The organism is Allobrachymonas denitrificans DSM 15123, assembly GCF_900110225.1.
GTDB classification, from domain to species: Bacteria; Pseudomonadota; Gammaproteobacteria; order Burkholderiales; family Burkholderiaceae_C; genus Brachymonas; species Brachymonas denitrificans.
In genome coordinates, this window is the sequence record NZ_FOCW01000002.1 from 106,789 (window position 1) to 129,126 (window position 22,338).

A 22,338-nucleotide genomic window follows, 5' to 3' on the forward strand; every position below is an offset into this window, starting at 1 on the left:
TCCGCCTTAGTGGCTGGCAGCCGTCTGGGCGGCCGTGACGGGCGGCAGCTTCACCTGCAGCTGCTGCGGCCACTCATGCTGCGCACCCAGACGCACATGGGCCACGCCGGGCAAGCCGGACTTGACGCTCTGCTGGTAGTTCTGCAGCAAGGCCGGATCGATGCGCGCCTTGACGCGGAACATCAGCTTCTGGCGCTCGTTGTGCGTTTCCACCGATTTGGGAGTGAACTGCGCCACGCTGGCCACATAGCTGATCCGGGCCGGAATCACGAACTGCGGAGCGGCATCGAGCACGATGCGCACTTCGCTGCCCAGGCCGACCTGCCCCGCGAGCTGCTCGGGCAGGAAAAAGCCCATGTAGACATCGTTGAGGTCGAGCATGCTGAGCACCTTGCCGCCGGCGCCCACCACTTCGCCCGGCTGCACCACCCGGTACTGGATGCGGCCATCGCGCGGCGCGCGCAGTTCGGTGTCATTGAGTTCGCTCTGCAGCCGCACGACGCCGGCTTCGGAGGCGGCGATGCCGGCCTGCGCCTGCTTCACCTGCGAGCGTGCGACGGTCAAAGCCGCGTCCATGCTGTTCACGCGGGTGCGGTCCTCGTCGACTTGCTGCTGCGAGATGGCGCGATCGGCCAGCAGCGACTGCGTGCGCTCCAGCGTCTTGCGCGCCATCGTGCGTTCGCTTTCACGCTGTCGCACCACGGCCTGGGCCGTGACCAGATCGGCGCGCGCCTTGTGCAGCTGGGCCTGGGCCTGATCCAGTTGCGCCTGCATGGCGCTGGCATCGATATGGGCCACCACCTGCTCGCTCTTGACCAGATCGCCCTCGTTCACCAGGATGTCCTTGACGCGCCCCGGCATCTTCGCCGAGATGTCCACCTCGGTGGCCTCGATGCGCCCGTTGCCGGAGGCAAAGCCCTCGGTTTCCTTGCCGGCCTGCTGTTGCTGCCAGTACCACCAGCCGCCTCCGGCCAGCAGCGCCACGACGGCGGCGGCGATCGTCCATTGCTTGATTCTCGGGCTCATGACGGGGTTCCTTCCTGGGTGGCGGGAGAAGAGGGGCTGGATGGCCGGGCCAGCGGCTGCGTCTCGGCGCCGCCAAGCGCCTTGTACAGGCCCACCAGGCTGCTCAGGCGGGCGCGGCGCAGCTGCACCAGACTCTGCTCGGTGGCAAAGCGCGAGCGTTCGGCATCGAGCACTTCAAAGTAGCTGCTGTAGCCACGTTCGTAGCGCCGCCGGGCCAGAAAGGCGCGGTCGGCCTGCGCGGCCAGCAGCTGGCGCACGTCGCGCTCCTGCACGGCCAGCCAGTGGCGGGCGGCAAGCAGTTCGGACACTTCGCGGAAGGCATTGCGGATCACGCTTTCGTACTGCGCCACCGCCTGGTGTTTGCGTGCCTCGGCCAGATCCAGATTGGCCTGCCGGCGGCCGCCATCGAAAATCGGCAGGCTGATGCGCGGCATGAACAGCCAGGTGCCGTAGTTGTGGCTGAACAGGCTCTCCAGCGCGTTGCTGGCGATGCCGCCGCCGGCGGTGAGGGTGATGCTGGGCAGGAAGGCCTTGCGTGCAGCCGTGACATTGCCGCGTGCGGCCTGCAGCTGCAGTTCTGCTGCCCGTATGTCGGGCCGGCGCGTGAGCAGTTCGGACGGCAGGCCGGCCGGCAGATTGCGGTCCTCGATCCGGCTCAGCGGGCGTGTCGTGCGGGCACGCGGCACCTCGCTGACATGGGTGAGCTGGGTCAGCAGAGCCCGGTTGGCGGCAACCTGGCGCTCCAGCGTCGCCAGGTCGCTGCGCGTGGAGGCGACCAGCGTTTCCGTCTGGCGCAGTTCCATGTCGGAGATCAGGCCCACCTCCTTGCGTCGCCGCATGATGCGGTGGCTTTCCTCGCTGTTGGCCAGGGTCTGGCGCGCCAGCTGCAGGCGTTCCTGCAGTTCCAGCCCCTGCAGCCAGCTGTCGGTCACCAGCGCCAGCAGGGCGGTGCGGAAGGATTGCTGCGCCTCGGCACTGGCCAGATAGCGGTCGCGCGCGGCCTGATCCATGGCGCGCACCTTGCCCCAGAAGTCGATCTCGTAACTGGGCATGATGACGCCGGCCGAATAGGTCGAGAGGATGCGCTCGCGCTCGGCCTGGTGCAGGGCGTTTTCCAGCGGCACGGCCAGCGGGGGCGGCAGACCGGCATTGGAGAGGTCGATCTGGTCCAGCGGCAATTCGGTGCGCGCGCGCACGCCCTGGGCGGACAGGCCGATCATCGGCAGGGTGGTGGCGCGCTGCAGGCCGGCGGCCGCACGCGCTTCCTCCACGCGCATGGCGGCCACGCGCAAGTCGCTGTTGTACGCCAGGGCGGCCTGTTGCAGGCGCTGCAAGTCGGGATCGGCGATCAGCTCGGTCCAGTCCAGGGTGGGCAACGCGGCCGCAGCGGACAGCCCCGCTCCCGGCAGCTCCGGATACCGGTCCGGCAGCGGCGTCAGGGCTTGTTCGGGTTGGGCGGGGGCGGCACAGCCGGCGATACCGCCGACCAGCGCCAGCGATGCGAGAACGGCCAGCAGCAGACGATTCGGCGGGGGGCAGGAACGCAAGGGCAAGTTCATGACATCTCTTGATCTTGGGGAAACCCGGTTGCCGGCACTGTGCAACAGCACGGCGGGAACGGGAGCCTGAAACGCGACAGAAAAAAGCTGTGCACCCCAGACACCTTGCTACCAAAATGGCAACTGTTGATACCAATCATAACTCAGATACGTGTTTTAATTCAACAAGCATTGAATATGGCTTCGGGAGTTCCCATGTCTGCCACCCCTGCACGTGATACCTCTGCCGTCCACCGTCGGCCTGGTCGTCCGGGCAGTTCTGCCGGCGAGGACGGACGCCAGCGCCTGTTGCAGGCGGCAGAGGACGTTTTTGCCTCCCAGGGCTTCGAGCCGGCCAGTCTGCGTGCTATTGCGGATCTCGCGGGGCTGGATCCGGCACTGGTTTCGCACCATTTCGGTTCCAAGCAGCGACTGTGGCATGCGGCTGTGGATGCGGTGGCAGAACGCCAGAAACCTCTGCTTCCGGTGTTGCAGGGGATCGTGGATGCGCCATCCCCGCTGCTGCAGCGGGTGCATGATGCGGTCGACTTCTTCATCGATCTGGCCGATCAGCAGCGCGCGCTGTTCCGCTTCATCCAGCGGGAGCTGGGGCACTCGGGACCGCGTCTGCACTATCTGACCGAACGGCTCGTGCAGCCTTGCTATGCAATTTGTGCGCCTCTATGGCAGCAGGCCATCGAGCAGCGCGTGCTGCTTAGCCCGCATCCGGCTGTGTTTCACTTCCTGCTGTTGGGAGCGCTGAGCACGACCCTCGGGGCGGTGCCGATGATTGCGCAACTGGCCGGGGAAGAGGTGGATCGCCAGGCGATCCTGCACTCGCTGCGATTGATCCTGCAGGGGCATTTTCCGGATGCGCTACCGTAGGAGCGCCGCTGCAGTAAGGCCGCGCTCCTTGTTGCTACCCGCAACGGCAGAGCAGCCAGAGTCACCGTAAGCGGAACTCGATCACAATCGGCGATGGCACGCTGCCGTCAATGTCCTTGGGCAGCGTGTCGGTCTTGTCGATGGCACGCAGCACGGCCTGGTCCCAGCTGCGGTTGCCGCTGGAACGGATGATGCGACGCGCGGTGATGGTGCCGTCGGGCGCGGCACGCACTTCCACGTCGGTGCGCGGACTGTCGCCTTCGTCATCGTTGTAGGTGATATTGGGGCGCACCTTGGCGCGGACCTTGGCCGCGTAGCCAGAGGAGGGGCCACCGCGCGACTTCGCATCCTTACCACTTCCGGTCGTGCCTTTGCCGCCGGACGCGCCAGCGCCATCTCCACCTCCAGCGCTGCCCGCGAGAGCGCGCATGCGATCGAGCTGCGCCTTGCGTGCAGCATCGGCATCGCGTTTGGCTGCAGCCTCCTTGGCGGCCTGAGCCTTGGCGGCAGCCTCGGCCTTGCTGCGCGCAGCCGCATCAGCTTTCGCCTCTGCAGCGGCTTTGGCATCCTGTTGCGCCTTCGCGCGCGCTTCTTGCTGTTCGCGTGCCTTATCCTTTGCAGCCTGCTCCCGCGCCTGGCGTTCTGCCTGCAGCTGTTTCTGCTTCTCCGCTTCGCGCTTGCGCAGGGCGATTTCGGCTTCCTGTTCGCGCGCCTGACGGGTCTGTTCGGCACGTTGCTGCGCTGCGCGCTCGCGTTCCTGGGCCTGTTGCTGCTTGTCCTCGGCCAACTGGCGACGCTTGGCCTCCCGCTGCTGCCGTTGTGCAGCGGCTTGTTGGGCCGCTTCACGCGCTTGCTGCTCGCGCGCCACGCGAATCGCCTCGTCGGCGTTGGCCGTGTTTGCCTCGTTGCGCGTCTCTGCCTCCCTGGCTGGCGCCGCAGGGCCTTTGGGTCCGCCTTCCTGCGAAGGCGTCATGTCCCAGATCTCGGCGTCATACACGGCCGTCTGCGGATCCGACTTCCAGTTCACCCCCAGCGCCAGCAGCCCGACCAGACCCACATGCACCAGCAGCGCAAGTGCCACTGACTTGCCCACGCCACGCGGGCGCGGCGGAGCAAATTCATCGCGGAGGGCAGTGGTATCCAGCATCAGCGCAAATCACCCGCCTCAGGAGCGCGAAGCCGCAGCCAGACCGATGCGCTGTACGCCGGCCTGCCGCAGGCGGTCCATCACCTGGATCACCTGGTCGTACTGCACCTCACGGTCGGCACTGATCACCACCGGGCGCGCCGGATCGCCAGCCTGGGCTTCCTGCACCGCAGTGGCAATACTGTCGAGCTGCAGCGTGCTGCTTTCGGCCTTGCCGTGCAGCGCCAGCGTGCCGTCGCGCTTGATTTCCACCTGCACCACGTCGGCCGCCTGCTGGCTGCTCTTGGCCACCGAGGGCAGGTTGATGGTGCCGGGACGGATCAGCGGCGCCGTGACCATGAAGATGATCAGCAGCACCAGCATCACGTCGATGAAGGGCACCATATTGATTTCGTTGATGGTGCGGCGTCCGCGGCCGCGGGAAACCAGGGCGGGCATGGCAGGCTCCTCGTTTCAGTGGCCCGAGGCCGTGCTGGCGGCAGATTGCACACCGGTGTTGCGCTGCAGGATGTTGGAAAACTCCTCGATGAAGGTTTCCTGCGATACCGCCACGCGGTCGATGTCGCGCGCGAAGTAGTTGTAGGCCACCACCGCCGGAATGGCGGCGAACAGGCCGAGGGCCGTGGCCACCAGCGCTTCGGCAATGCCGGGCGCTACCGTGGCCAGCGTGACCTGTTCCATGGCGGAGAGGCCGGTGAAGGCGTGCATGATGCCCCACACCGTGCCGAACAGGCCGACGTAGGGGGAGATGGAGCCGACCGAAGCCAGGAAGGACATGCCGCTTTCGATGCTGTCCACCTCGCGCTGGTAGCTGGCGCGCATGGCGCGGCGGGCGCCGTCCAGCAGTGTGGCGTCGGACACATGGCGCTCGCGCAGCTTGAGGAATTCGCGCATGCCGCTGGCAAAGATGCGTTCGGTCGGGCCGGCCAGCTTGGCGTTCTGGCTGGCGCCGGCGTACAGCTCGGTCAGGTTGCTGCCCGACCAGAAATTGCGCTCGAAGGCGTCATTGAGCTTGCGCGTGCGCTTGAGGGCGCCGATCTTGCTGAAGATCGCGGCCCAGCTGGCCACCGACACCACCAGCAGCAGCGCCATCACTGCCTGTACCACCCAGCTGGCATTGAGTACCAGCCGCACGATGTCCATGTCCTGTGCGTTCATGCAATTCCTGTTGTTGGTTGGCGGGGCTGGCTCAGTGGCCGGCCACCATGATGGCGTGAAGTTCGGCCGGCATGCGCGCCGGCTGCATGCTGGCGGCATCGACCCAGCCGATGCGGATACTGCCTTCGGCCAGCAGCGGGCCGTCCAGGCCACCCAGGCGTGCCGTCTGCGCGATCACGCAGGAGGCCTTGCCGATCTGCACCGGGTCGGCCGTGACGCAGAGCACATCATCCAGCCGGGCCGGGCGGTGGTACTTCATTTCTGTTGCGCTCACCACGAACATGCCGCCACTGCGCTCGCGCAGCTCATGCTGTTGCACCCCGAGCGCGCGCAGCCATTCGGTGCGGGCACGCTCGAAGAACTTCAGATAGTTAGCATAGAAGACAATGCCGCCGGCATCGGTGTCTTCCCAGTAAACGCGGATGTCAAAGTGAAACATGATGTTGCGGTGCAGCAGACGCCTCAGGCGAGGCGCTTGAGCCGTTCCACTGCCTCCTGCAACTGGGGTAGGGCGCTGGCCGTGGAAAAGCGCAGGAAGCGGCTGGTGTCGGCCACGCCAAAATCGCGGCCGGGTGTGGCAACGATCTGGGCGCGCTCCATCAGCGCGAAGGTGGCGTCCCAGCTGTTGTCCACGCCGAGACGCTCGAACCAGCTGCTACAGTCGGCCCAGGCGTAGAAGGCGCCATCGGGGCGCACCGGCACGGTCAGGCCGAGTGCATCGAGTTGCGGCACGAACCAGTCGCGGCGCGCCTGGAATTCGGCACGGCGCTGTTCGTAGATGGCAATGCTCTCCGGCTCGAAGCAGGCCACGCCGGCATGCTGCGCCACCGTGCTCGGGCAGATGAACAGGTGCTGCGAGAGCAGCTCCACCGTCTTGGCCAGTGCAGGCGGCAGCACCACCCAGCCCAGACGCCAGCCGGTCATGCTGAAGTACTTGCTGAAGCTGTTGATGCTGATGACGTCATCGCCCAGCGCCAGTGCACTGTGGCTGTAGGCTTCGTCATAGCTCAGGCCGAGGTAGATCTCGTCCACGATGGTGACGCCGCCCTTGCTGCGCACGAATTCGTGGATGGCGCGCAGCTCTTGCGGCGCAATCGAGGTGCCGGTGGGGTTGGACGGGCTGGCCAGCATCACGCCGCGTGTGTGTTCGCCCCAGTGCTCGGCCACCTTGGCGGCGCTGAGCTGGAAGCGCTCGGCCGCGCCGGAGGGAATCAGCCTGGGCGTGCCCTCGGCCAGGCTCACGAAGTGGCGGTTGCACGGATAGCTGGGATCCGGCATCAGGATCTCGTCACCCTGGTCGATCAGCGCCATGCACACCAGCTGCAGCGCCGCCGAGGCGCCGGCAGTGACGACGATGCGGTCGGGCGACACGTCCAGCCCGAAGCGGTCTGCATACCACTGGCTGATGCGTTCGCGCAGCGCCGGCAGGCCGTTGGACTGGGTGTATTGCGTGTTGCCGTCGCGGATGCAGCGGGCAGCCGCCTCGGCCACCAGCGGCGGGGCGGTGAAGTCGGGTTCGCCAATGTTCAGGTAGATCAGCGGATCACTGCCCGCTGGCAGCCGCGCCTGCAACTGCTGCGCGGCCTTGACGATCTCCATCACATAGAAGGGCTCGATCTGATCGGCGCGGCGCGCCAGGCGCGGCCCCGTCATGCCTTCCTGCTGCGGTCGTGCTCGACCTCGGTGGCGCGCAGGCGCGGTGCCAGCGCGTGCAGCACGCCGTTCACGTACTTATGGCCGTCGGTGCCGCCAAAGGACTTGGCCAGTTCGATGCACTCGTTCAGCACCACGCGCCAGGGCACGTCGGGGCAGAACTTGAACTCGTACACGCCGATCCACATGCAGGCATGCTCGATCGGGGAAATCTCTTTCCAGCCACGGTCCAGCAGCGGCTCGATCAACTGGTCGAGCTCCTTGCCCTGCTCCACGCAGCCGTGAAAAACGGCATCGAAGTGGGCGGAATCACCCTTGTGGAAGCCGGTCAGCTCGCGCGTGAACTGGTCGATGGCCGCCGCGTCGTTCTGGCCGACCAGATGCTGGTACAGCGCCTGCACGATGAACTCACGGGCGCGCGAGCGGCCGATCTTGCTGGAGGGCTTGCGGGCGCGCGGTGCAGCGGGTTTCTGCTGGGCCGCAGCCTTTTCGGCGGCGGCGTGTTCCTGCCGCACGGCCTGCTGCAGCGCCTGTTCGGGCGTCAGCGCAGCATCCTCTGCGCCGGACTTGGGAGTGGATGCAGTCATGCTCAGGCCTCGGCCATGGTTTCGAGCAGCAGCGCCATTTCCACCGCCACGCGGGCAGCGTCCACGCCTTTTTCGACCTGGCGGGCCTGCGCCTGCTCCAGGTTTTCGACGGTGAGGATGGCGTTGGCGATCGGCAGGCCGTGGTCCAGCGAAATGCGGGTCACGCCCGCGCCGGATTCATTGGCCACCAGTTCGAAGTGGTAGGTTTCGCCGCGGATGATGCAGCCCAGGGCAATCAGCGCGTCGTAGTCGGAGCGGTCGGCCAGGGCCTGCAGCGCCAGTGGTACTTCCAGCGCACCGGGCACCTGCACCAGCGTCACGTTCTTGGCCTTGACGCCGAGCTGCATCAGCTCGCCCAGGCAGGCTTCGGCCAAGGAGTCGGTAATGTCGGCGTTCCAGCGCGCCTGCACGATGCCGATGCGCAGCTTTTTGCCGTTGAGTTGACTGGTGATAGCGTCCAGATCGCCCTTGTCAGCGTTTTTCATGATGGATGTCTGTGTAAATGCGGTAAATCAGGCTTGGGGCGGGGCAGGGGTGAAGCCGGTCACTTCCAGGTCGTAGCCGACCATGCTGGGCATGCGGCGCGGGGTGCCAAGAATGTTGAGCTTGCGCACGCCGCATTCGCGCAGGATCTGGGCACCGATGCCGTAGCTGCGCAGGTCCAGACCCTTGCCGGGTGCGTGGCTGGATTCGGCGGTGCCGTCGAACTGGGCCAGCAGCTGCTGCGCGCTTTCGCCGCAGTTGAGCAGCACGACCACGCCGCGCTGTTGCGCGTGGATGTAGCGCAGGCTGTCTTCCAGGCTCCAGCTGTGCATCTGGCGGCCGGTTTCCAGCGCGTCCAGCACCGACAGCGGCTCATGTACACGGGTGGGCACTTCGTCGCCCTCGTTCCACACGCCCTTGACCAGCGCCAGGTGCAGGTTGTGGCCGTGCATGTCCTGGTAGGCGTGGGCCATGAATTCGCCATGCGCCGTCATCAGCGTGCGGCTGGCGACCTTGCGGATCAGCGATTCGTTGCGGGCGCGGTGCTCGATCAGGTCGGCAATGGTGCCGATCTTCAGGCCGTGCTCGGCAGCGAAGAGCTGCAGATCGGGCAGGCGGGCCATGGTGCCGTCGTCCTTCATGATCTCGCAGATCACGGCAGTCGGGCTGCAGCCGGCCATGGCGGCCAGGTCGCAGCCGGCTTCGGTATGGCCGGCGCGCATCAGCACGCCACCGTCCACCGCCTGCAGCGGGAAGATGTGGCCGGGCTGCACCAGATCGGCCGGCACGGCATTGGGGGCGACGGCGGCTTGCACGGTGCGGGCGCGGTCGGCAGCCGAAATGCCGGTGGTCACGCCCTCGGCCGCCTCGATGGAGACGGTGAAGGCCGTGCCGTGCTGGGCGCCGTTGCGCTGCGTCATGGGCGGCAGGCCCAGGTGCAGGCAACGCTCGCGCGTAAGCGTGAGGCAGATCAGGCCGCGGCCGTAGCGGGCCATGAAGTTGATGGCCTCGGGCGTGACGTGGTCAGCAGCGAGTACCAGGTCGCCTTCGTTCTCGCGGTCTTCCTCGTCCACGAGGATGACCATCTTGCCGGCACGCATGTCGGCCACGATGTCTTCGACGGGGGAGATGGAAACGGGAGAAACGGGCGTAGAGACAGGAGCTTGGTCTGTCATGGGGCAATGGCTTTCGAAACAGGTCCTGCGGGATGGCAGGGATTGACTATTATCGCCGATGCATGGCGTAGGGGTATCAATAAGGTCGTGTGCGGCAGACTGCCGGTTGCTCACGGTGGCCGCCTTGCCAGGGCGATGCATGCAGCGGTGTTCAGAGGACGGCTCCCCCGCGAATGCGGAACCGCATGGCGAACAGGGCAGGCAGGCGTCAGCGCGACGAGGCAGGCGGCAACGTCGGCGGGGCTGCGCGATCATGCAGCACCCGGAACAGGATGTAGAACACCAGGCTCGCAATAGCCATGCCCGCCATGCCCAGCGCCAGATACAGCCCGCTGCCGAACAGCAGTGGCACCACCACGCCGGCCATGGTGGCAAACACCACCATCTGCGTGAACGATTGCAGCGAAGAGGCCAGACCCTGATTGTGCGGGAAGAAGTCCATCGCGCCCATGGTGACGGCTGGCGTCAGGAAAGACAGGCCGAAGGAGTAGATGAACAGCGGCAGCACCGCCCACGGAATCCGCACCTCGCTGCCCAGCATCAGGTTGTAGCTCACGTTGAAGATGGCCGCCACGGCCATGATGATGAAGGCGGTCTGCACAAAGGTGCGGCGCGGCAGGCGGTGCGCCAGCCGGCTGGCGATGGCCGAGCCGCTGATCAGGCCGCCCACCAGCGGGATGAACATCCAGCCGAAATCGGTTTCCTTCAGGTGCAGGATGTCCATGATGAAGTGCGAGGCCGAGCCGATGTAGAGCGAGAAGCCGGCAAAGGCGGTGGCCAGCATCAGGATCAGCAGCACGAAGCGCGGGTGGCGCAGGCAGCTGATGTATTGCGCGACGATGGCACGCGGGTGGAAGGGCTGGCGTTGTTCCTGCGGCAGGCTCTCGGGCAGATGGCGCCAGACCAGCACCAGCATCAGCGCGCCGAACAGCACGGAAAAGCCGAACACCCAGCGCCAGCCCAGCAGCACCTGCAGCCAGCCACCCAGAATCGGCGCGATGGCCGGTGCCAGGCCGAACACCATGGTCATGTGCGACATCATGCGTTGCGCTTCGGCCCCCTTGAACAGGTCGCGCACGATGGCGCGGCTCACCACGGTGCCGCCGCCCGAGCCCAGGCCCTGCAGCACGCGGAAGAACAGCAGCCATTCGATGCTGGGGCTGAGCGCGGCGCCCAGCGAGGCCAGCGTGTAGACCGCCAGCGACACCAGGATCACCTTGCGCCGCCCGAACGCATCGGACAGCGTGCCGTAGAACAGCATCATGCCGGCAAAGGCAAACAGGAACAGGCCCAGCGTCTGCTGGACCATCACTTCATCGGTGTTGAGATCCTGCCGGATGGCGCTGAACGACGGCAGGTAGGCGTCGATCGCCAGCGGGCCGACCATGGTGAGGGCGGACAGCAGCAGGAGCAGTCGGAAATAGGAAGACATAACCGATCAGGATACGGTGATTTTTGTGGTGGCGCAGGCAAATGCCATCAAAAAACCGCCTGTTGGTGGCAGACGGTTCTCAGGGGCCGACTCGCGCCGGCAGGACGGAGCGGGGCACATTCCCCGCTCTTTGCGCACCAGGCTTACTGCGCCGTCCAGCCTCCATCCATGTTCCACGCCACGCCGCGCACGTTGTTGCCGGCGGGCGAGCAGAAGAACACGGCCAGCGCGCCCAGTTCTTCGGGCGTGGTGAACTGCAGGGACGGCTCCTTTTCGCGCAGCAGGTTCTTCTGCGCTTCTTCCACGCTGATGTTGCCTTCCTGCGCGCGGGCGTCGATCTGCTTTTGCACCAGCGGCGTCAGCACCCAGCCGGGGCAGATCGCATTGCAGGTGACGCCGGTGGTGGCGTTCTCGAGCGCGGTGACCTTGGTCAGGCCGATCACGCCGTGCTTGGCCGCCACATAGGCAGACTTCTCGACGGAGGCCACCAGACCGTGGATGGATGCCACGTTGATGATGCGGCCCCAGTTGGCTTCGCGCATGGCGGGGATGGCCAGGCGCGTGGCGTGGAAGGCGCTGCTCAGGTTGATGGCCAGGATGGCGTCCCACTTCTCGACCGGGAAATCTTCCACGCGCGCCACATGCTGGATGCCGGCGTTGTTGACGAGAATGTCCACGCGGCCGAACTTCTCGGCGGCAAAGGCCATCATGGCCTCGATTTCGGCCGGCTTGCTCATGTCGGCGCCGTGGTAGGCCGTGGTGATGCCGTATGCGGCACCGGCCTGTTCGACCTCGCGTTGCGGGCCTTCATGGTCGCCAAAGCCGTTCAGCACCACATTGGCGCCTTGTGCAGCCAGCGCCTTGGCGATGCCGAGGCCGATACCGCTGGTCGATCCGGTCACCAGCGCAGTTTTTCCCTTGAGCATGCAGTCTCTCCTTGTTGTCTCTGTCGGGGCATTATTCAGGTACGATGAAATCCGTATGGGGCGCGACGCGCTGCCAGCCTGTCATCCACCTTCATCAGCGGATTTCCGACCATGACACAGCCCACACTCCAGCACATTGTATGCACGTCCGGTGACCACGCTTTTCGCATGGCCTGGTGGCAGTGGGGCGACCCGAATGCTTCGCACGTGGTGCTGTGTGTGCACGGCCTGACGCGCCAGGGGCGTGACTTCGACGTACTGGCGCGCGCGCTGCTGGCCGATGCCGAACAGCGCGGCCTGCCGCCCATGCGCATCATCTGCCCCGATGTGCCCGGCCGTGGCCGCAGCGAATGGCTGCGCGAGCCGGCGCTGTACCAGGTGCCAACTTATGTGGGCGCCATGCTGCAGTTGCTGGCCTATCTGCACCAGCAGGCGCCGATCGGCCGCCTCGACTGGGTGGGCACCAGCATGGGCGGCCTGATCGCCATGGGCATCCATGCCGTGATGGGCACCGAAAGCTGGCCGCTGCCGTCGCCCATCCACAAGCTGGTGTTGAACGATGTGGGCCCGGTGATCACCTGGGAGTCGATCCAGCGCATCGGCAGCTACGTGATGGATACCGGCCACTTTGCCGATGAGGCAGAGGCGCTGGCGGCGTTGCAACAGCGCTTCGTCAACTTCGGCCCGCATACGCCCGAGCAATGGGCCGAACTGAATCGCCCCATGCTGCGTCCGCACCATGAAGGTGGCCTGCAACTGCACTACGACCCGACGCTGGGCCTGGGCTTTCGCCATGTGCCGCGCGAGGCCTTTGTGCAGGGCGAGGCCATCCTCTGGAAGTTGTACGAAGCCATGCGTACGCCCACGTTGCTGCTGCGTGGCGCCGATTCCGACCTGCTGACGGCGCCCGCAGCCAGGGCGATGACGGAGCATGGCCCCAAACCGCATCTGGTCGAGTTTGCCGGCGTGGGCCATGCGCCCACGCTGGTGCAGGACGACCAGGTGGAGGCCGTGCGGCATTTCCTGCTGGATGCGGATGCCTGACAGAAGAGCAAGGCGCGGACGTCGCGTGACGTTCGCCTGAGAGACCCAGAAGTGAGCCGGCGTGTGGATGCCGGCGTGAATGCCACCATGAATCCCGCAAGCGCCCCCGGGGGCACCCATACCGACAATGCAGAAGTAGCCGGCATCGTGCAGGCCAGTTCCGACATGCTGCCTGTGCACGCCGACATCCTGGCGCAGGCGCGCCAGTTCGCCGGGCCGCTGCTGGTCAATTGCCAGCTGCCCTCCGGCGAGAACGAGCTGGAGCATGCCGACGGCGTGGCCAACATCCTGGCGCAGATGGGCGGCGCCGCCTCACTGCAGGCCGTGCCCTATCTGGTGTACGCGGCCGACCACCTGAGCCGCCCGCAGGAAATGATCGCCCAGGCCTTTGGCGAGGAATACGCCCAGCTGGCGCTGCAGGCCACGCGCCTGATGCGACTGCAACAAAGCCAGCGCGTACAGCCTGGCAGCAGCCTGGGCACGCAGGCCGAACAGATTGAGGCCGTGCGCAAGATGCTGCTGGCCTTTTCGCGCGACCTGCGCGTGATCCTGCTGCGGCTGGCTTCGCGCCTGCAGACCCTGCGCCACTACGCCGCCACCAAGCTGCCGGTGCCGCATGCGCTGGCCTACGAGGCGCTGCATGTGCTGGCGCCCCTGGCCAACCGGCTGGGCATCTGGCAGATCAAGTGGGAGATGGAGGATCTGGCGTTCCGCTTTCTGGAGCCGGACACCTATCGCGATGTGGCCCGCCTGCTGGACGAGAAGCGCATCGGCCGCGAGCAGCGCGCCGAGGAGCTGCGCCGCATTGTGCGCGACGGGCTGGGCGAGCAGGGTATCGTGGCCAATGTGCAGGCGCGGCCCAAGCACATCTACAGCATCGTCAAGAAGATGCGCGGCAAGGGGCTGGATTTCGAGCAGATCTACGACCGCATGGCGCTGCGCGTGATCGTGCCCGAGGTGAAGGACTGCTACGAGGCGCTGAGCTGGGTGCACAGCCACTACGATGCGATTGCCTCCGAATTCGATGACTACATCGCCAAGCCCAAGGCGAACGGCTACCAGTCGCTGCACACGGTTATCCGGCAGCAAGGGCCGGATGGACGCCAGCGGCCGGTGGAAATCCAGATCCGCACGCAGGAGATGCACGACCACGCCGAGAGCGGTGTGGCGGCGCACTGGGCCTACAAGGAGGCCGGAGCCAAGGGCTACAGCGGCCACAGCGCCAACAGCGCCTACGATGCCAAGATCGCCGTGCTGCGCCAGCTGCTGGCCTGGGAGCGTGATTTTGCCGCCGGCGGTGACGAGGCGCCTTCACCCGAACAGCCGGCCCTGCTGGAAGACAAGATCTATGTGCTGACGCCGGAAGCGGCCATTGTCGAGCTGCCGCAGGGCGCCACGCCGGTGGACTTTGCCTACAGTGTGCATACCAGCCTGGGCCACCGCTGTCGCGGCGCCAAGGTGGACGGCGCCATGGTGCCGCTCAACACGCCGCTGCGCAACGGGCAGACCGTGTCCATCACGGCGGCCAAGGAGGGCGGCCCTTCGCGTGACTGGCTGAATGTGGAGCAGGGCTATCTGGTGAGCAACCGCGCGCGCGCCAAGGTGCGTGCCTGGTTCAATGCGTTGGTGTTGCAGGATGCGATTGCACGCGGTCGCGAGGCTGTGGAGAAGCTGCTGCAGCGCGAGGGCAAGACGGCGCTCAAGCTCGACGATCTGGCCGGACAGCTCGGGTTTTCGGACGCGGATGCGCTGTTCGAGGTGGTGGGCAAGGACGAGTTCTCGCTGCGCAACATCGAGGCCGTGCTCAAGCCGCAGGCGCCGCAGCTGTCGCAGGACGAATTCCTGCTGCAGAAGCAGGCCGCCAAGGGTGATCGCAAGACGCACCGGCCTGCGCCCAAGGGGGGCGTGCTGGTGGTGGGCATGGGCTCGCTGATGACGCAGCTGGCCAAGTGCTGCAAGCCGGCACCGCCGGACGATATCGGCGGCTTCGTCACGCGCGGCAAGGGCGTGAGCGTGCACCGGGCCGACTGCCCCAACTACCGCAGCATGGTGCGCGACAACCCCGAACGCGCCATCGAGGTGCAGTGGCAGGGGCTGGAGGGCGGCGCTGCTGCCTATCCGGTCGACATTCTGGTGCAGGCGACGGACCGTGCCGGCCTGCTGCGCGATATCAGCGAACTGTTTGCGCGCGAGAAGATGCCCGTGGTCGGCCTGCACAGCGATGCGGGCAAGGAAATCAGCCACATGATGATCACCGTGCAGGTGAGTGACACGCACCGCCTCAACAAGGTGCTGGGCGAGTTGGCGGTGATGGAAGGGGTGATGTCGGCGCGGCGGCGCTGAGGGCGGTCAGTTGACTGCGCCGCAGATGCAGGGGAGCCAGGTGGCAAAGGCCTGCGTGAAAGTACGGATTGCCGGCGTCGTCATGCGTGAGGTGAAGCTGGCTGCCAAGAGTGGCCAATGCTGCACCTGCGCGGCGCCATGCCTCAGCGTTTCGGGTTGAGAAAGCCGCGCATCCAGCGTGTCAGCCGCGGGGCGACAAACCAGGTCATGGTCGCGACAATCAGGCCGGTGATCAGGGCGGTGCGCAGCAGGAAGGGCCAGTGTGCCACCAGCGGTGCCACGAACCAGAGGAAGAAGGCTGCCGTCGGGAAAATGCCCAGCCAGGTGACAAAGGCCATGCGGGTGCGGGGCGGATGCATGGTGGCAGGCACCACGGCGGGGGCAAACCAGGCTTCCAGGCCGGTCAGCACGCGGTATTCGGGTTCGTCCTCGGCCACGGCGCGCATGCGGGCGTGGATGTCGGCGCGCTTGGGCGACGCATTCCAGGACTGCAGGGCCGCTTCGGAATCGAACTGGGAGATCACGTGGTACAGGCCGCCGGGCTGCTCGGGCGGCACCAGCTGGCCATGGCGGAAACCGGGCGTCTGCCGCATCTGCTCGAACATCTCGCGCACCAAGGCTTCATAGGCCGCCTCCTGCCCGGGGCGCGTGCGGCGGCTGGCGATGCGGGTGACTGCGGCAGCAGGGGCGGCGGGACTGGTGGCCATGGAATCCTCCTTGAGTGGCGCCTGGGGCGCTTCGTGTATGGGTGCTCCCATCGATTCTGGCACGCGAGCCCTGACCCTGCGCGGTGCAGCAGTGCGGAAATCCGACGAAATCCCTGGCGATCTTGAAAATCGCCAAAAACGCGTGTTATACTCTCGCTTCTGAATTACAGGCGCGTAGCTCAGCTGGTTAGAGCACCACCTTGACATGGTGGGGGTCGGAGGTTCGAGTCCTCTCGCGCCTACCAATAATTGGTAGGAAAATCAAGCACTTGGCTTTTTTGGGCCAGGTGCTTTTTTCTTGCCGGTATGGGCCAGTATGAAACAGGTACGGAAACCTGTTTCCGTTATTTGGCCTCACAGCATGCGTTGCCCAAATTCGTCGGCTACGCAGCCATTTCCCTGAGTTCGCGCACCAGTCCCACAATCGCATCGGCGTCTGCATCGCCAAAGGCGCCATCGAGTCCTTGCTGATGACTGGTTGTAGGGCGCTGAGATAATGCCCATCAAGCATATCAATGATTGGCCGGCAAGCAGGGCCAATCTCAGGGAGCCAGTTCGTCCGCGTGATCCACCATGCCAAGCGCGGCCGAGCCTGCTTTGAGGGCCTCCTCATAACTGGGATAAGCCGGCCCCTTGCTGTGGGCCTCCAGCCCGCAGACGCCGCCGAGGTCGTTGTCTTTCCAGATCCAGTAGTTCCAGCCGTTGGCTTCGGGGTCGTGGACGATGGACAGCAGATGCATGGGAGCTCCTTCCTGTGTGGTTGGGGAAGGGTCAGCCTAACCGCGCATGTGCCGAAGCTCAAGGCGGAAGGCGTAACGTGGCGTTAGCAGGGCACTCCGGAGAGCGCCCTCTGCTTACTTGCCCTTGCGCAACTGCCCCAGCCGTTCGATCACCTGCTGGTCCGGCTCACGCACGGTTGCAATATAGCCTTGATACACCAGCCCCTGGTTGCCATCCAGGGTCAGCGTGTCGCCCTCGCGCAGGGTCAGTTCGCCCAGCTGGATGCTGCCGTCGCTGCTGTCTATGCGCAGGGTTTCGCAGCCGACCAGGCAGACCTTGCCCAGCTGGCGCGCCACCACGGCCGCGTGCGAGGTGCGGGCGCCGTTGCGCGTGAGCAGGCCCACGGACTGCTCCAGAGCGGCGATGTCATTGGTTTCCGCGTCATTGCGCACCAGAATCACATCCTTGCCCTTGGCTGCGCGTTTGGCCGCGCGCTGCGGGTCCAGGGCGATCTCGCCGCTGCACACGCCGGAGCAGGCGCTGGCTGCCTGGCCCACCGGGCGGGCCGGCGCGCCGCTGTCGCTGGCGAGGTGTGCCGTGCTCAGCTCGGCATCCTGCAGCGCCTCGGTGCGCTGCAGGGCCGTGGCGCGGTCGATCAGGCCTTCCTCATGCAGGTCCAGCGCAATGCGGGCGGCCGCCAGCGGCGTGCGCTTGCCCGAGCGCGCCTGCAGCAGGTAGAGCTGACTGTCCTCCACGGTGAATTCGAAATCCTGCATGTCGCCAAAGACCTGCTCCAGCGTGCGTGTGGCTTCAGACAGCTCTTCCCAGGCCTCCGGTGCCAGATCGGCCATGGCTTCATGTCCGTGCGCATTGCGCCGGCCGGACACCACGTCCTCGCCCTGGGCGTTGGCCAAAAAGTCGATCCACAGCGCCGGCTCGCCATTGCTCGGGTTGCGCGTGAAGCCCACGCCGGCGCCGCTGCGGCCACCGGCATTGCCGAACACCATGCGCTGGATGGTCACGGCCGTACCCATGGCGCTGTCGATGCCGTTGAGCTTGCGGTATTCGCGCGCCTTGTTCGAGTCCCAGGAGGAGAATACGGCCAGCACGGCACGCGCCAGCTGCTGGCGCACATCCTGCGGGAAGGGGTGGCCGGCATGCTCGGCATACAGCGCGAGGAAGGTGCGGGTGAGCTGGCGCAGTTCGCTGAAATCCAGCAGGCGCTCGTCGCGGCCTTGCGTCAGATCCTGCAGCGCGTTCTCGAACAGCGAAGCGGGCAACCCTTCCACCACTTCGCCAAAGCTGGCGACCAGGCGGCGGTAGGCATCCCACACCAGACGCGGATTGCCGGTCTGGCGCAGCAGGCCGGGCAGGGTGGCATCGCACAGGCCGATGTTGAGCAAAGTCTCCATCATGCCTGGCATGGAGATGGGCGCACCGGAGCGCACCGACACGATCAGCGGCTTGCGCGTGTCGCCGAACAGGTAGCCGGAGGTCTGTTCCAGCGCCGGAATGCCGGTGTCGAACAGCGGGCGGATGCACTGCTTGCGATGGTGGGCATAGTGCGTGCCCAGCACCAGGGCGGAGGGCACGGGCAGGCCGGCTTGCGCCATGCGCAGCAGGTTGAAGGCCTTGGAGCCCATGGTGTCGCGGCTGGGCGCCACGCCGTTGCGCACGAAGGGGGTGTGGTCGGCCTTGCCGGTGGCAGCCGGGTTGGCAATCAGGTAGAGGTGGTCGGGCCAGGGAAAGGGGTGGTGGGTCGTCATGCCGGGACTCCGGTTTTCAGGAAGGCCATCTGGCGCAGTGCGTAGCCGGTGGCAACCAGCGCATCCGAGGCGCCTTCGATGGTGGTGGCAAGTTCGGTGGCCAGCAGCATGGCGGCCGGTTGGGCGTGCAGCGTCTGCACGATGTGCTGGCGCGCGGTGCGCAGCAGGTCATCACACAGGCGCTCGGCGCGCAGCATGCGCCACAGGATCTGCAGGAAGGCATCGCTGTCGGTGGTGTCAATGCCGGCATCGAGCAGGCGGGCGATCTCGATCGCCTTGACCAGATCCTGGATCGCCACCAGTGTGGTGTCGGCCAGCTTGCCCAGCACTTCCATGACGGACGGCGGCAGCCCGTTGATTGGCTCCACCAGGGTGAGCGTGTAGATGAAGGCAGATTCCTCCAGGGCGTCAGCCACGTTGTCGGCCTGAACCAGCAGGTCGACCACGGCGCGCCAGTGCGGCTGGCGTTCGGCGCGCTGGCGTGCGGTTGCCAGCAGGTGGTCGGCGCGGTGTTCCCAGTTCTTGGCGCGTTGCACCACCTGGTCGCAATGGCCGTTGCAGCCTTGCGTCAGCACATCGCACAGCGTCTGCGCCAGCGCGTGGCAGAAGGCGGCATGTTCGGCCAGCAGGTCGAATTCGACATGGCGTTGCTGCAGCACGCGGCCCAGCAGCAGGCGCGCCTTGTCCTGCACCAGCGTGAGTGGTTGCTGCTGTTGCAGCAGTTCGCTGCAGTTGCGCAGCAGCTCGATCAGGAAGGCGCGGGCGCCGGTTTCGCCCAGCACGGCATCCAGCCGCTCGCCGATGCGGAAGGTGTCGCTGCCCACGGCCTCCATGGTGTCATACACCAGGTTTTCGCCACCGGCCAGCAGCCAGCCCATGTGGCCCCAGCGGTGCTCGGAGGTGTGCTCCAGAATGGAGATGGCCTGCGCCTTGCTCACGAACATCTGCAGGCGCTTGCGGGCGCGGTTCCAGTCGATCACGAACACGATGCGCGAGGCGATGTCTTCCAGGCCCTGTTCCAGTGCGGTCTGGTCGGCAGCCTGCAGCGTGGCGATGCCCACGGTGTAGGGCTTGCCTTCGTTCAGGTCGCGCGAGATGACCGGCTCGGACACTTTCCAGACAAAGCCCGCGTTCTCCAGCAGGCTCTGGAAGAACTTGAAGCGGGGCGGATGCAGGTCGGAGTAGGTGAGGCGGATGGTCTGCTCTTCCACCTCGATCACCAGCACGTGGGCATCGTTGGTGCCGATGTCGTTCTGGATCAGCAGGCGCTTGCCGTCGCGCGTGACGGCGGTGTCCAGGCCCGGGTGGTTGAACTTGAGCGGCGCCGTGCGGTGCAGGCCGCGCATGAAGGCGCGCACCAGGGCGCGGTCGTCCTTCTGGATGTTCCAGACATGGGCACCATCAAGGTTTTCGGTGGCGACGCTGCTGGCCAGGGCGTTGATCTGCTTGTGCAGGTCCATCACCAGCAGGTGGAAGCTGTCGCCCGCCTTGCGTTCGCCATGGGTGAGTGCGGTGAGGGCTTCCTGCGTCAGGCCCTCGTGGTCGTGCATGGACTGCAGCAGTTCCAGCCAGTGATTGCGGCGCTGTTCGAAGCCGGAGGCATCCTTCACCATGCCGCCATCGACGACGGGGCGTGCCATGATCTGCAGGTCTTCGCACAGTGCCTGCAGCAGCTGCGGCATGTGCGAGAGCACCAGCATGCCTTCGTCGTTGTAGGCGTGGCGCACCAGATCCTGGGTCCAGCCGGCATCGCGCAGGCCGGCACGGGCCAGTTCCTGGCTCCAGTTGCCGATGCTGTCCTCGGGCTTGTGCGCGTGCTGGGCGGCGGCCTGGGTCAGCGAGAGATAGAGTTTGAGTCGGTCATTGGCCGCCAGGGCGGCGGTGATCCACGCGGGCATCAGCAGGGTCTGCTGGCCGAGCGAGGCTACGGCTTTGTCTTTGAGCAAGGCACTGTCCTTTCCACGCCATTGCGGCGGCGTTAAAAAGACAATTCTGCGAACCTTGTATGAAAGCCGGATGTCTGATGTGCAGGTGCAGCATCGGAGTTGCGGATGCCGCCCTTGCCGACGAGGGCGGCCGCCTCAGGTCAGGCGCTGGAAGCTGGCAAGCCGCGCCAGCGCCCGGGCACGTGTTTACTGCTTGAACGCCTCGATCTGGGCGATGATGCGCACCTTCTTGGGCATGCCCATGTTCACGCCCCAGTTCATGCCCCACTGCGTGCGGTCGATCTCGGCCACGAAGTCGCCGCCACAGGCTTCGGTCTTGACCATGGGGTTGGGGTAGCAGGTGAACTGGTTGGCCTTGAAGGTGATCGGGTGCGTCTGGCCCAGCAGGGTCAGCTTGCCGGTCACTTCCTTCAGCTTGTCGCCGTCATAGACGAACTTGTCGGAAACGAAGCGGATCGTGGGGTGCTTCTCGACGTTGAAGAAATCGGCGGTTTTCAGGTGCTTGTCGAAATCGGGCGTACCGCTGTTGATAGAGGCGGCGTCGATCTCCAGCGTGACCTTGCCCTTTTTCGCGGCCTTGTCGAATTCGACGGTGCCGCTCTTCTTGTCGAAGCGGCCGCGGTTGACCGAGGCACCGAAGTGGTCGATCTCGAAGGTGGCAAAGGTGTGGGCCGGATCGATCTTGTAAGTTGCAGCCTGTGCGGGCAGGGTAGCCAGCAGGGGCAGGGCGGCAACGAGGGAAACGAGGGCGGTTTTGCGCATGGAGTGTCCTTTCAGCAGGGAGGATCCGGTTCACGGGAGATGCAGTCAATGCAAATGACTCGCAATGAACAATGTAGCATCGCGTCCGATCGCCTACGAAAATGCAAGGTCTTTGCCGGGGTGCCGGCAGGAGGCTGCCGGTGCCTGCCGATGCAGACTGGGGGCATCGCCCTGCTGTCACCGAAAGCGGCAGGCAAGCCACTACAATCGGTTGCAAAACTGCTGTTCTCCACCGAATTTCCCGGGCCATGAAAATCCTTATCTGCAACGACGATGGCTACCAGGCCACCGGCATCGAGGCGCTGTATCAGGCGCTGCGCGGCGTGGCCGATGTCGAGGTGATCGCGCCCGAATACAACAACAGCGCCAAGTCCAACGCGCTCACGCTGCACTCGCCGCTGTACCTGCAGCAGGCGGCCAACGGTTTCCGCTACATCAACGGCACGCCGGCCGATTGCGTGCACATCGCGCTGACCGGCCTGCTGGACAATCCGCCGGATCTGGTGGTTTCCGGCATCAACAACGGCGCCAACATGGGCGACGACACGATCTACTCCGGCACCGTGGGTGCTGCCATGGAGGGCTACCTGTTCGGCATTCCGGCGATTGCCTTCTCGCAGGTGGAAAAGGGCTGGGAGCATATCGAGGCGGCTGCCGAAACGGCCAAACGGCTGGTGCAGCACATGGCACGCTTCCTGCCGGAAAAGCCTGGCATGGCACCGCCCTGGCTGCTGAACGTGAACATTCCCAATCTGCCGCTGGAGCAACTCAAGCCCATGCGCCTGTGCCGCCTGGGCCGTCGCCATTCGGCCGAGCGCGTCATCACGCAGCAGAGCCCGCGCGGCGAGACCATGTACTGGATCGGCAATGCCGGCGCTGTCAAGGACGATACCGAGGGCACCGATTTCCACGCCACGGCCCATGGGCATGTGTCCGTGACGCCGCTCAAGATCGACCTGACCGATCACGAGGCGCTGGGCTACTGGGCGCAGGCCTTCACCGCGCACGGCCCCGATCTGGGGACGGGAGGAGCCTGAGCG

21 protein-coding genes and 1 tRNA gene are annotated in these 22,338 nt (G+C 65.8%); 5 read left to right on the forward strand and 17 right to left on the reverse strand.

Going from position 1 to position 22,338, the window contains the following annotated elements; genetic code table 11:
- Positions 1-6 precede the first annotated feature (6 nt).
- Both BMW28_RS06920 and BMW28_RS06925 read right to left on the reverse strand, forming a co-directional pair.
- A complete protein-coding gene (locus tag BMW28_RS06920; RefSeq protein WP_091815817.1) occupies positions 7-1,026 on the reverse strand; it encodes an HlyD family secretion protein in 1,020 nt (339 codons plus the stop codon).
- Entirely contained in the window at positions 1,023-2,585 is a 1,563-nt protein-coding gene (locus BMW28_RS06925; RefSeq protein ID WP_091815819.1) for an efflux transporter outer membrane subunit, read from the reverse strand. Before BMW28_RS06925 ends, BMW28_RS06920 begins: the two co-directional genes overlap by 4 nt.
- Before the next feature lie 195 nt (positions 2,586-2,780).
- On the opposite strand from BMW28_RS06925, the gene BMW28_RS13230 reads away from it, so the two are divergent.
- Complete coding sequence (locus BMW28_RS13230; RefSeq protein WP_159430729.1) at positions 2,781-3,449, forward strand: TetR/AcrR family transcriptional regulator; 669 nt, start codon at positions 2,781-2,783, stop codon at positions 3,447-3,449.
- A gap of 61 nt (positions 3,450-3,510) precedes the next feature.
- Here the strand turns inward: BMW28_RS13230 and tolA are convergent, their stop codons facing one another.
- The 10 genes from tolA to BMW28_RS06980 form a co-directional block, all read right to left on the reverse strand.
- A complete protein-coding gene (gene tolA / locus BMW28_RS06935; RefSeq protein WP_091815824.1) occupies positions 3,511-4,596 on the reverse strand; it encodes a cell envelope integrity protein TolA in 1,086 nt (361 codons plus the stop codon).
- Between the two features lie 18 nt (positions 4,597-4,614).
- A complete protein-coding gene (tolR, locus tag BMW28_RS06940) occupies positions 4,615-5,034 on the reverse strand; it encodes a protein TolR (RefSeq protein ID WP_091815827.1) in 420 nt (139 codons plus the stop codon).
- A 15-nt stretch (positions 5,035-5,049) separates the two neighbouring features.
- Positions 5,050-5,754 carry a protein TolQ gene (gene tolQ / locus BMW28_RS06945; RefSeq protein WP_091815830.1) on the reverse strand — a complete coding sequence of 235 codons (705 nt, stop codon included), beginning with the start codon at positions 5,752-5,754 and terminating at the stop codon, positions 5,050-5,052.
- Between the two features lie 31 nt (positions 5,755-5,785).
- Positions 5,786-6,196, reverse strand: a complete 411-nt coding sequence (gene ybgC / locus BMW28_RS06950; RefSeq protein ID WP_091815833.1) for a tol-pal system-associated acyl-CoA thioesterase — start codon at positions 6,194-6,196, stop codon at positions 5,786-5,788.
- A gap of 20 nt (positions 6,197-6,216) precedes the next feature.
- On the reverse strand, positions 6,217-7,407 hold the full coding sequence (locus BMW28_RS06955; RefSeq protein ID WP_091815836.1) for a pyridoxal phosphate-dependent aminotransferase: 1,191 nt from the start codon (positions 7,405-7,407) through the stop codon (positions 6,217-6,219).
- On the reverse strand, positions 7,404-7,994 hold the full coding sequence (gene nusB, locus BMW28_RS06960) for a transcription antitermination factor NusB (RefSeq protein ID WP_091815838.1): 591 nt from the start codon (positions 7,992-7,994) through the stop codon (positions 7,404-7,406). Before nusB ends, BMW28_RS06955 begins: the two co-directional genes overlap by 4 nt.
- Before the next feature lie 2 nt (positions 7,995-7,996).
- Complete coding sequence (gene ribH / locus BMW28_RS06965; RefSeq protein ID WP_091815841.1) at positions 7,997-8,479, reverse strand: 6,7-dimethyl-8-ribityllumazine synthase; 483 nt, start codon at positions 8,477-8,479, stop codon at positions 7,997-7,999.
- 27 nt (positions 8,480-8,506) lie between these two features.
- Positions 8,507-9,652 (reverse strand): bifunctional 3,4-dihydroxy-2-butanone-4-phosphate synthase/GTP cyclohydrolase II, encoded by a 1,146-nt coding sequence (ribBA, locus tag BMW28_RS06970; protein ID WP_091815844.1) that lies wholly within the window; start codon positions 9,650-9,652, stop codon positions 8,507-8,509.
- 208 nt (positions 9,653-9,860) lie between these two features.
- Complete coding sequence (locus BMW28_RS06975; RefSeq protein ID WP_091815846.1) at positions 9,861-11,084, reverse strand: multidrug effflux MFS transporter; 1,224 nt, start codon at positions 11,082-11,084, stop codon at positions 9,861-9,863.
- Positions 11,085-11,227: 143 nt separating this feature from the next.
- Complete coding sequence (locus BMW28_RS06980; RefSeq protein ID WP_091815849.1) at positions 11,228-12,010, reverse strand: 3-hydroxybutyrate dehydrogenase; 783 nt, start codon at positions 12,008-12,010, stop codon at positions 11,228-11,230.
- A 168-nt stretch (positions 12,011-12,178) separates the two neighbouring features.
- On the opposite strand from BMW28_RS06980, the gene BMW28_RS06985 reads away from it, so the two are divergent.
- Complete coding sequence (locus BMW28_RS06985) at positions 12,179-13,054, forward strand: alpha/beta fold hydrolase (protein ID WP_234970054.1); 876 nt, start codon at positions 12,179-12,181, stop codon at positions 13,052-13,054.
- 87 nt (positions 13,055-13,141) lie between these two features.
- On the forward strand, positions 13,142-15,397 hold the full coding sequence (locus BMW28_RS06990; protein WP_091816175.1) for a RelA/SpoT family protein: 2,256 nt from the start codon (positions 13,142-13,144) through the stop codon (positions 15,395-15,397).
- 143 nt (positions 15,398-15,540) lie between these two features.
- On the opposite strand, the gene BMW28_RS06995 is transcribed toward BMW28_RS06990, so the two are convergent.
- A complete protein-coding gene (locus tag BMW28_RS06995) occupies positions 15,541-16,104 on the reverse strand; it encodes an antibiotic biosynthesis monooxygenase (RefSeq protein WP_159430730.1) in 564 nt (187 codons plus the stop codon).
- A 168-nt stretch (positions 16,105-16,272) separates the two neighbouring features.
- On the opposite strand from BMW28_RS06995, the gene BMW28_RS07000 reads away from it, so the two are divergent.
- Positions 16,273-16,349, forward strand: a tRNA-Val gene (locus BMW28_RS07000).
- A 297-nt stretch (positions 16,350-16,646) separates the two neighbouring features.
- Here the strand turns inward: BMW28_RS07000 and BMW28_RS07005 are convergent.
- The 4 genes from BMW28_RS07005 to BMW28_RS07020 all read right to left on the reverse strand — a co-directional run bounded on the left by BMW28_RS07005 (position 16,647) and on the right by BMW28_RS07020 (position 21,298).
- Complete coding sequence (locus tag BMW28_RS07005; protein WP_091815856.1) at positions 16,647-16,844, reverse strand: hypothetical protein; 198 nt, start codon at positions 16,842-16,844, stop codon at positions 16,647-16,649.
- Between the two features lie 114 nt (positions 16,845-16,958).
- Positions 16,959-18,590: a PEP/pyruvate-binding domain-containing protein gene (locus tag BMW28_RS07010; protein ID WP_091815858.1), complete on the reverse strand. Its 1,632-nt coding sequence runs from the start codon at positions 18,588-18,590 to the stop codon at positions 16,959-16,961.
- On the reverse strand, positions 18,587-20,536 hold the full coding sequence (locus tag BMW28_RS07015; protein WP_091815861.1) for a DUF47 family protein: 1,950 nt from the start codon (positions 20,534-20,536) through the stop codon (positions 18,587-18,589). Before BMW28_RS07015 ends, BMW28_RS07010 begins: the two co-directional genes overlap by 4 nt.
- A 186-nt stretch (positions 20,537-20,722) precedes the next feature.
- Positions 20,723-21,298 (reverse strand): YceI family protein, encoded by a 576-nt coding sequence (locus tag BMW28_RS07020; protein ID WP_091815864.1) that lies wholly within the window; start codon positions 21,296-21,298, stop codon positions 20,723-20,725.
- A gap of 248 nt (positions 21,299-21,546) precedes the next feature.
- On the opposite strand from BMW28_RS07020, the gene surE reads away from it, so the two are divergent.
- Positions 21,547-22,335, forward strand: coding sequence for a 5'/3'-nucleotidase SurE (gene surE / locus BMW28_RS07025; protein ID WP_091815868.1), 789 nt, complete (start codon positions 21,547-21,549; stop codon positions 22,333-22,335).
- The last annotated feature ends 3 nt before the right edge of the window (positions 22,336-22,338 follow it).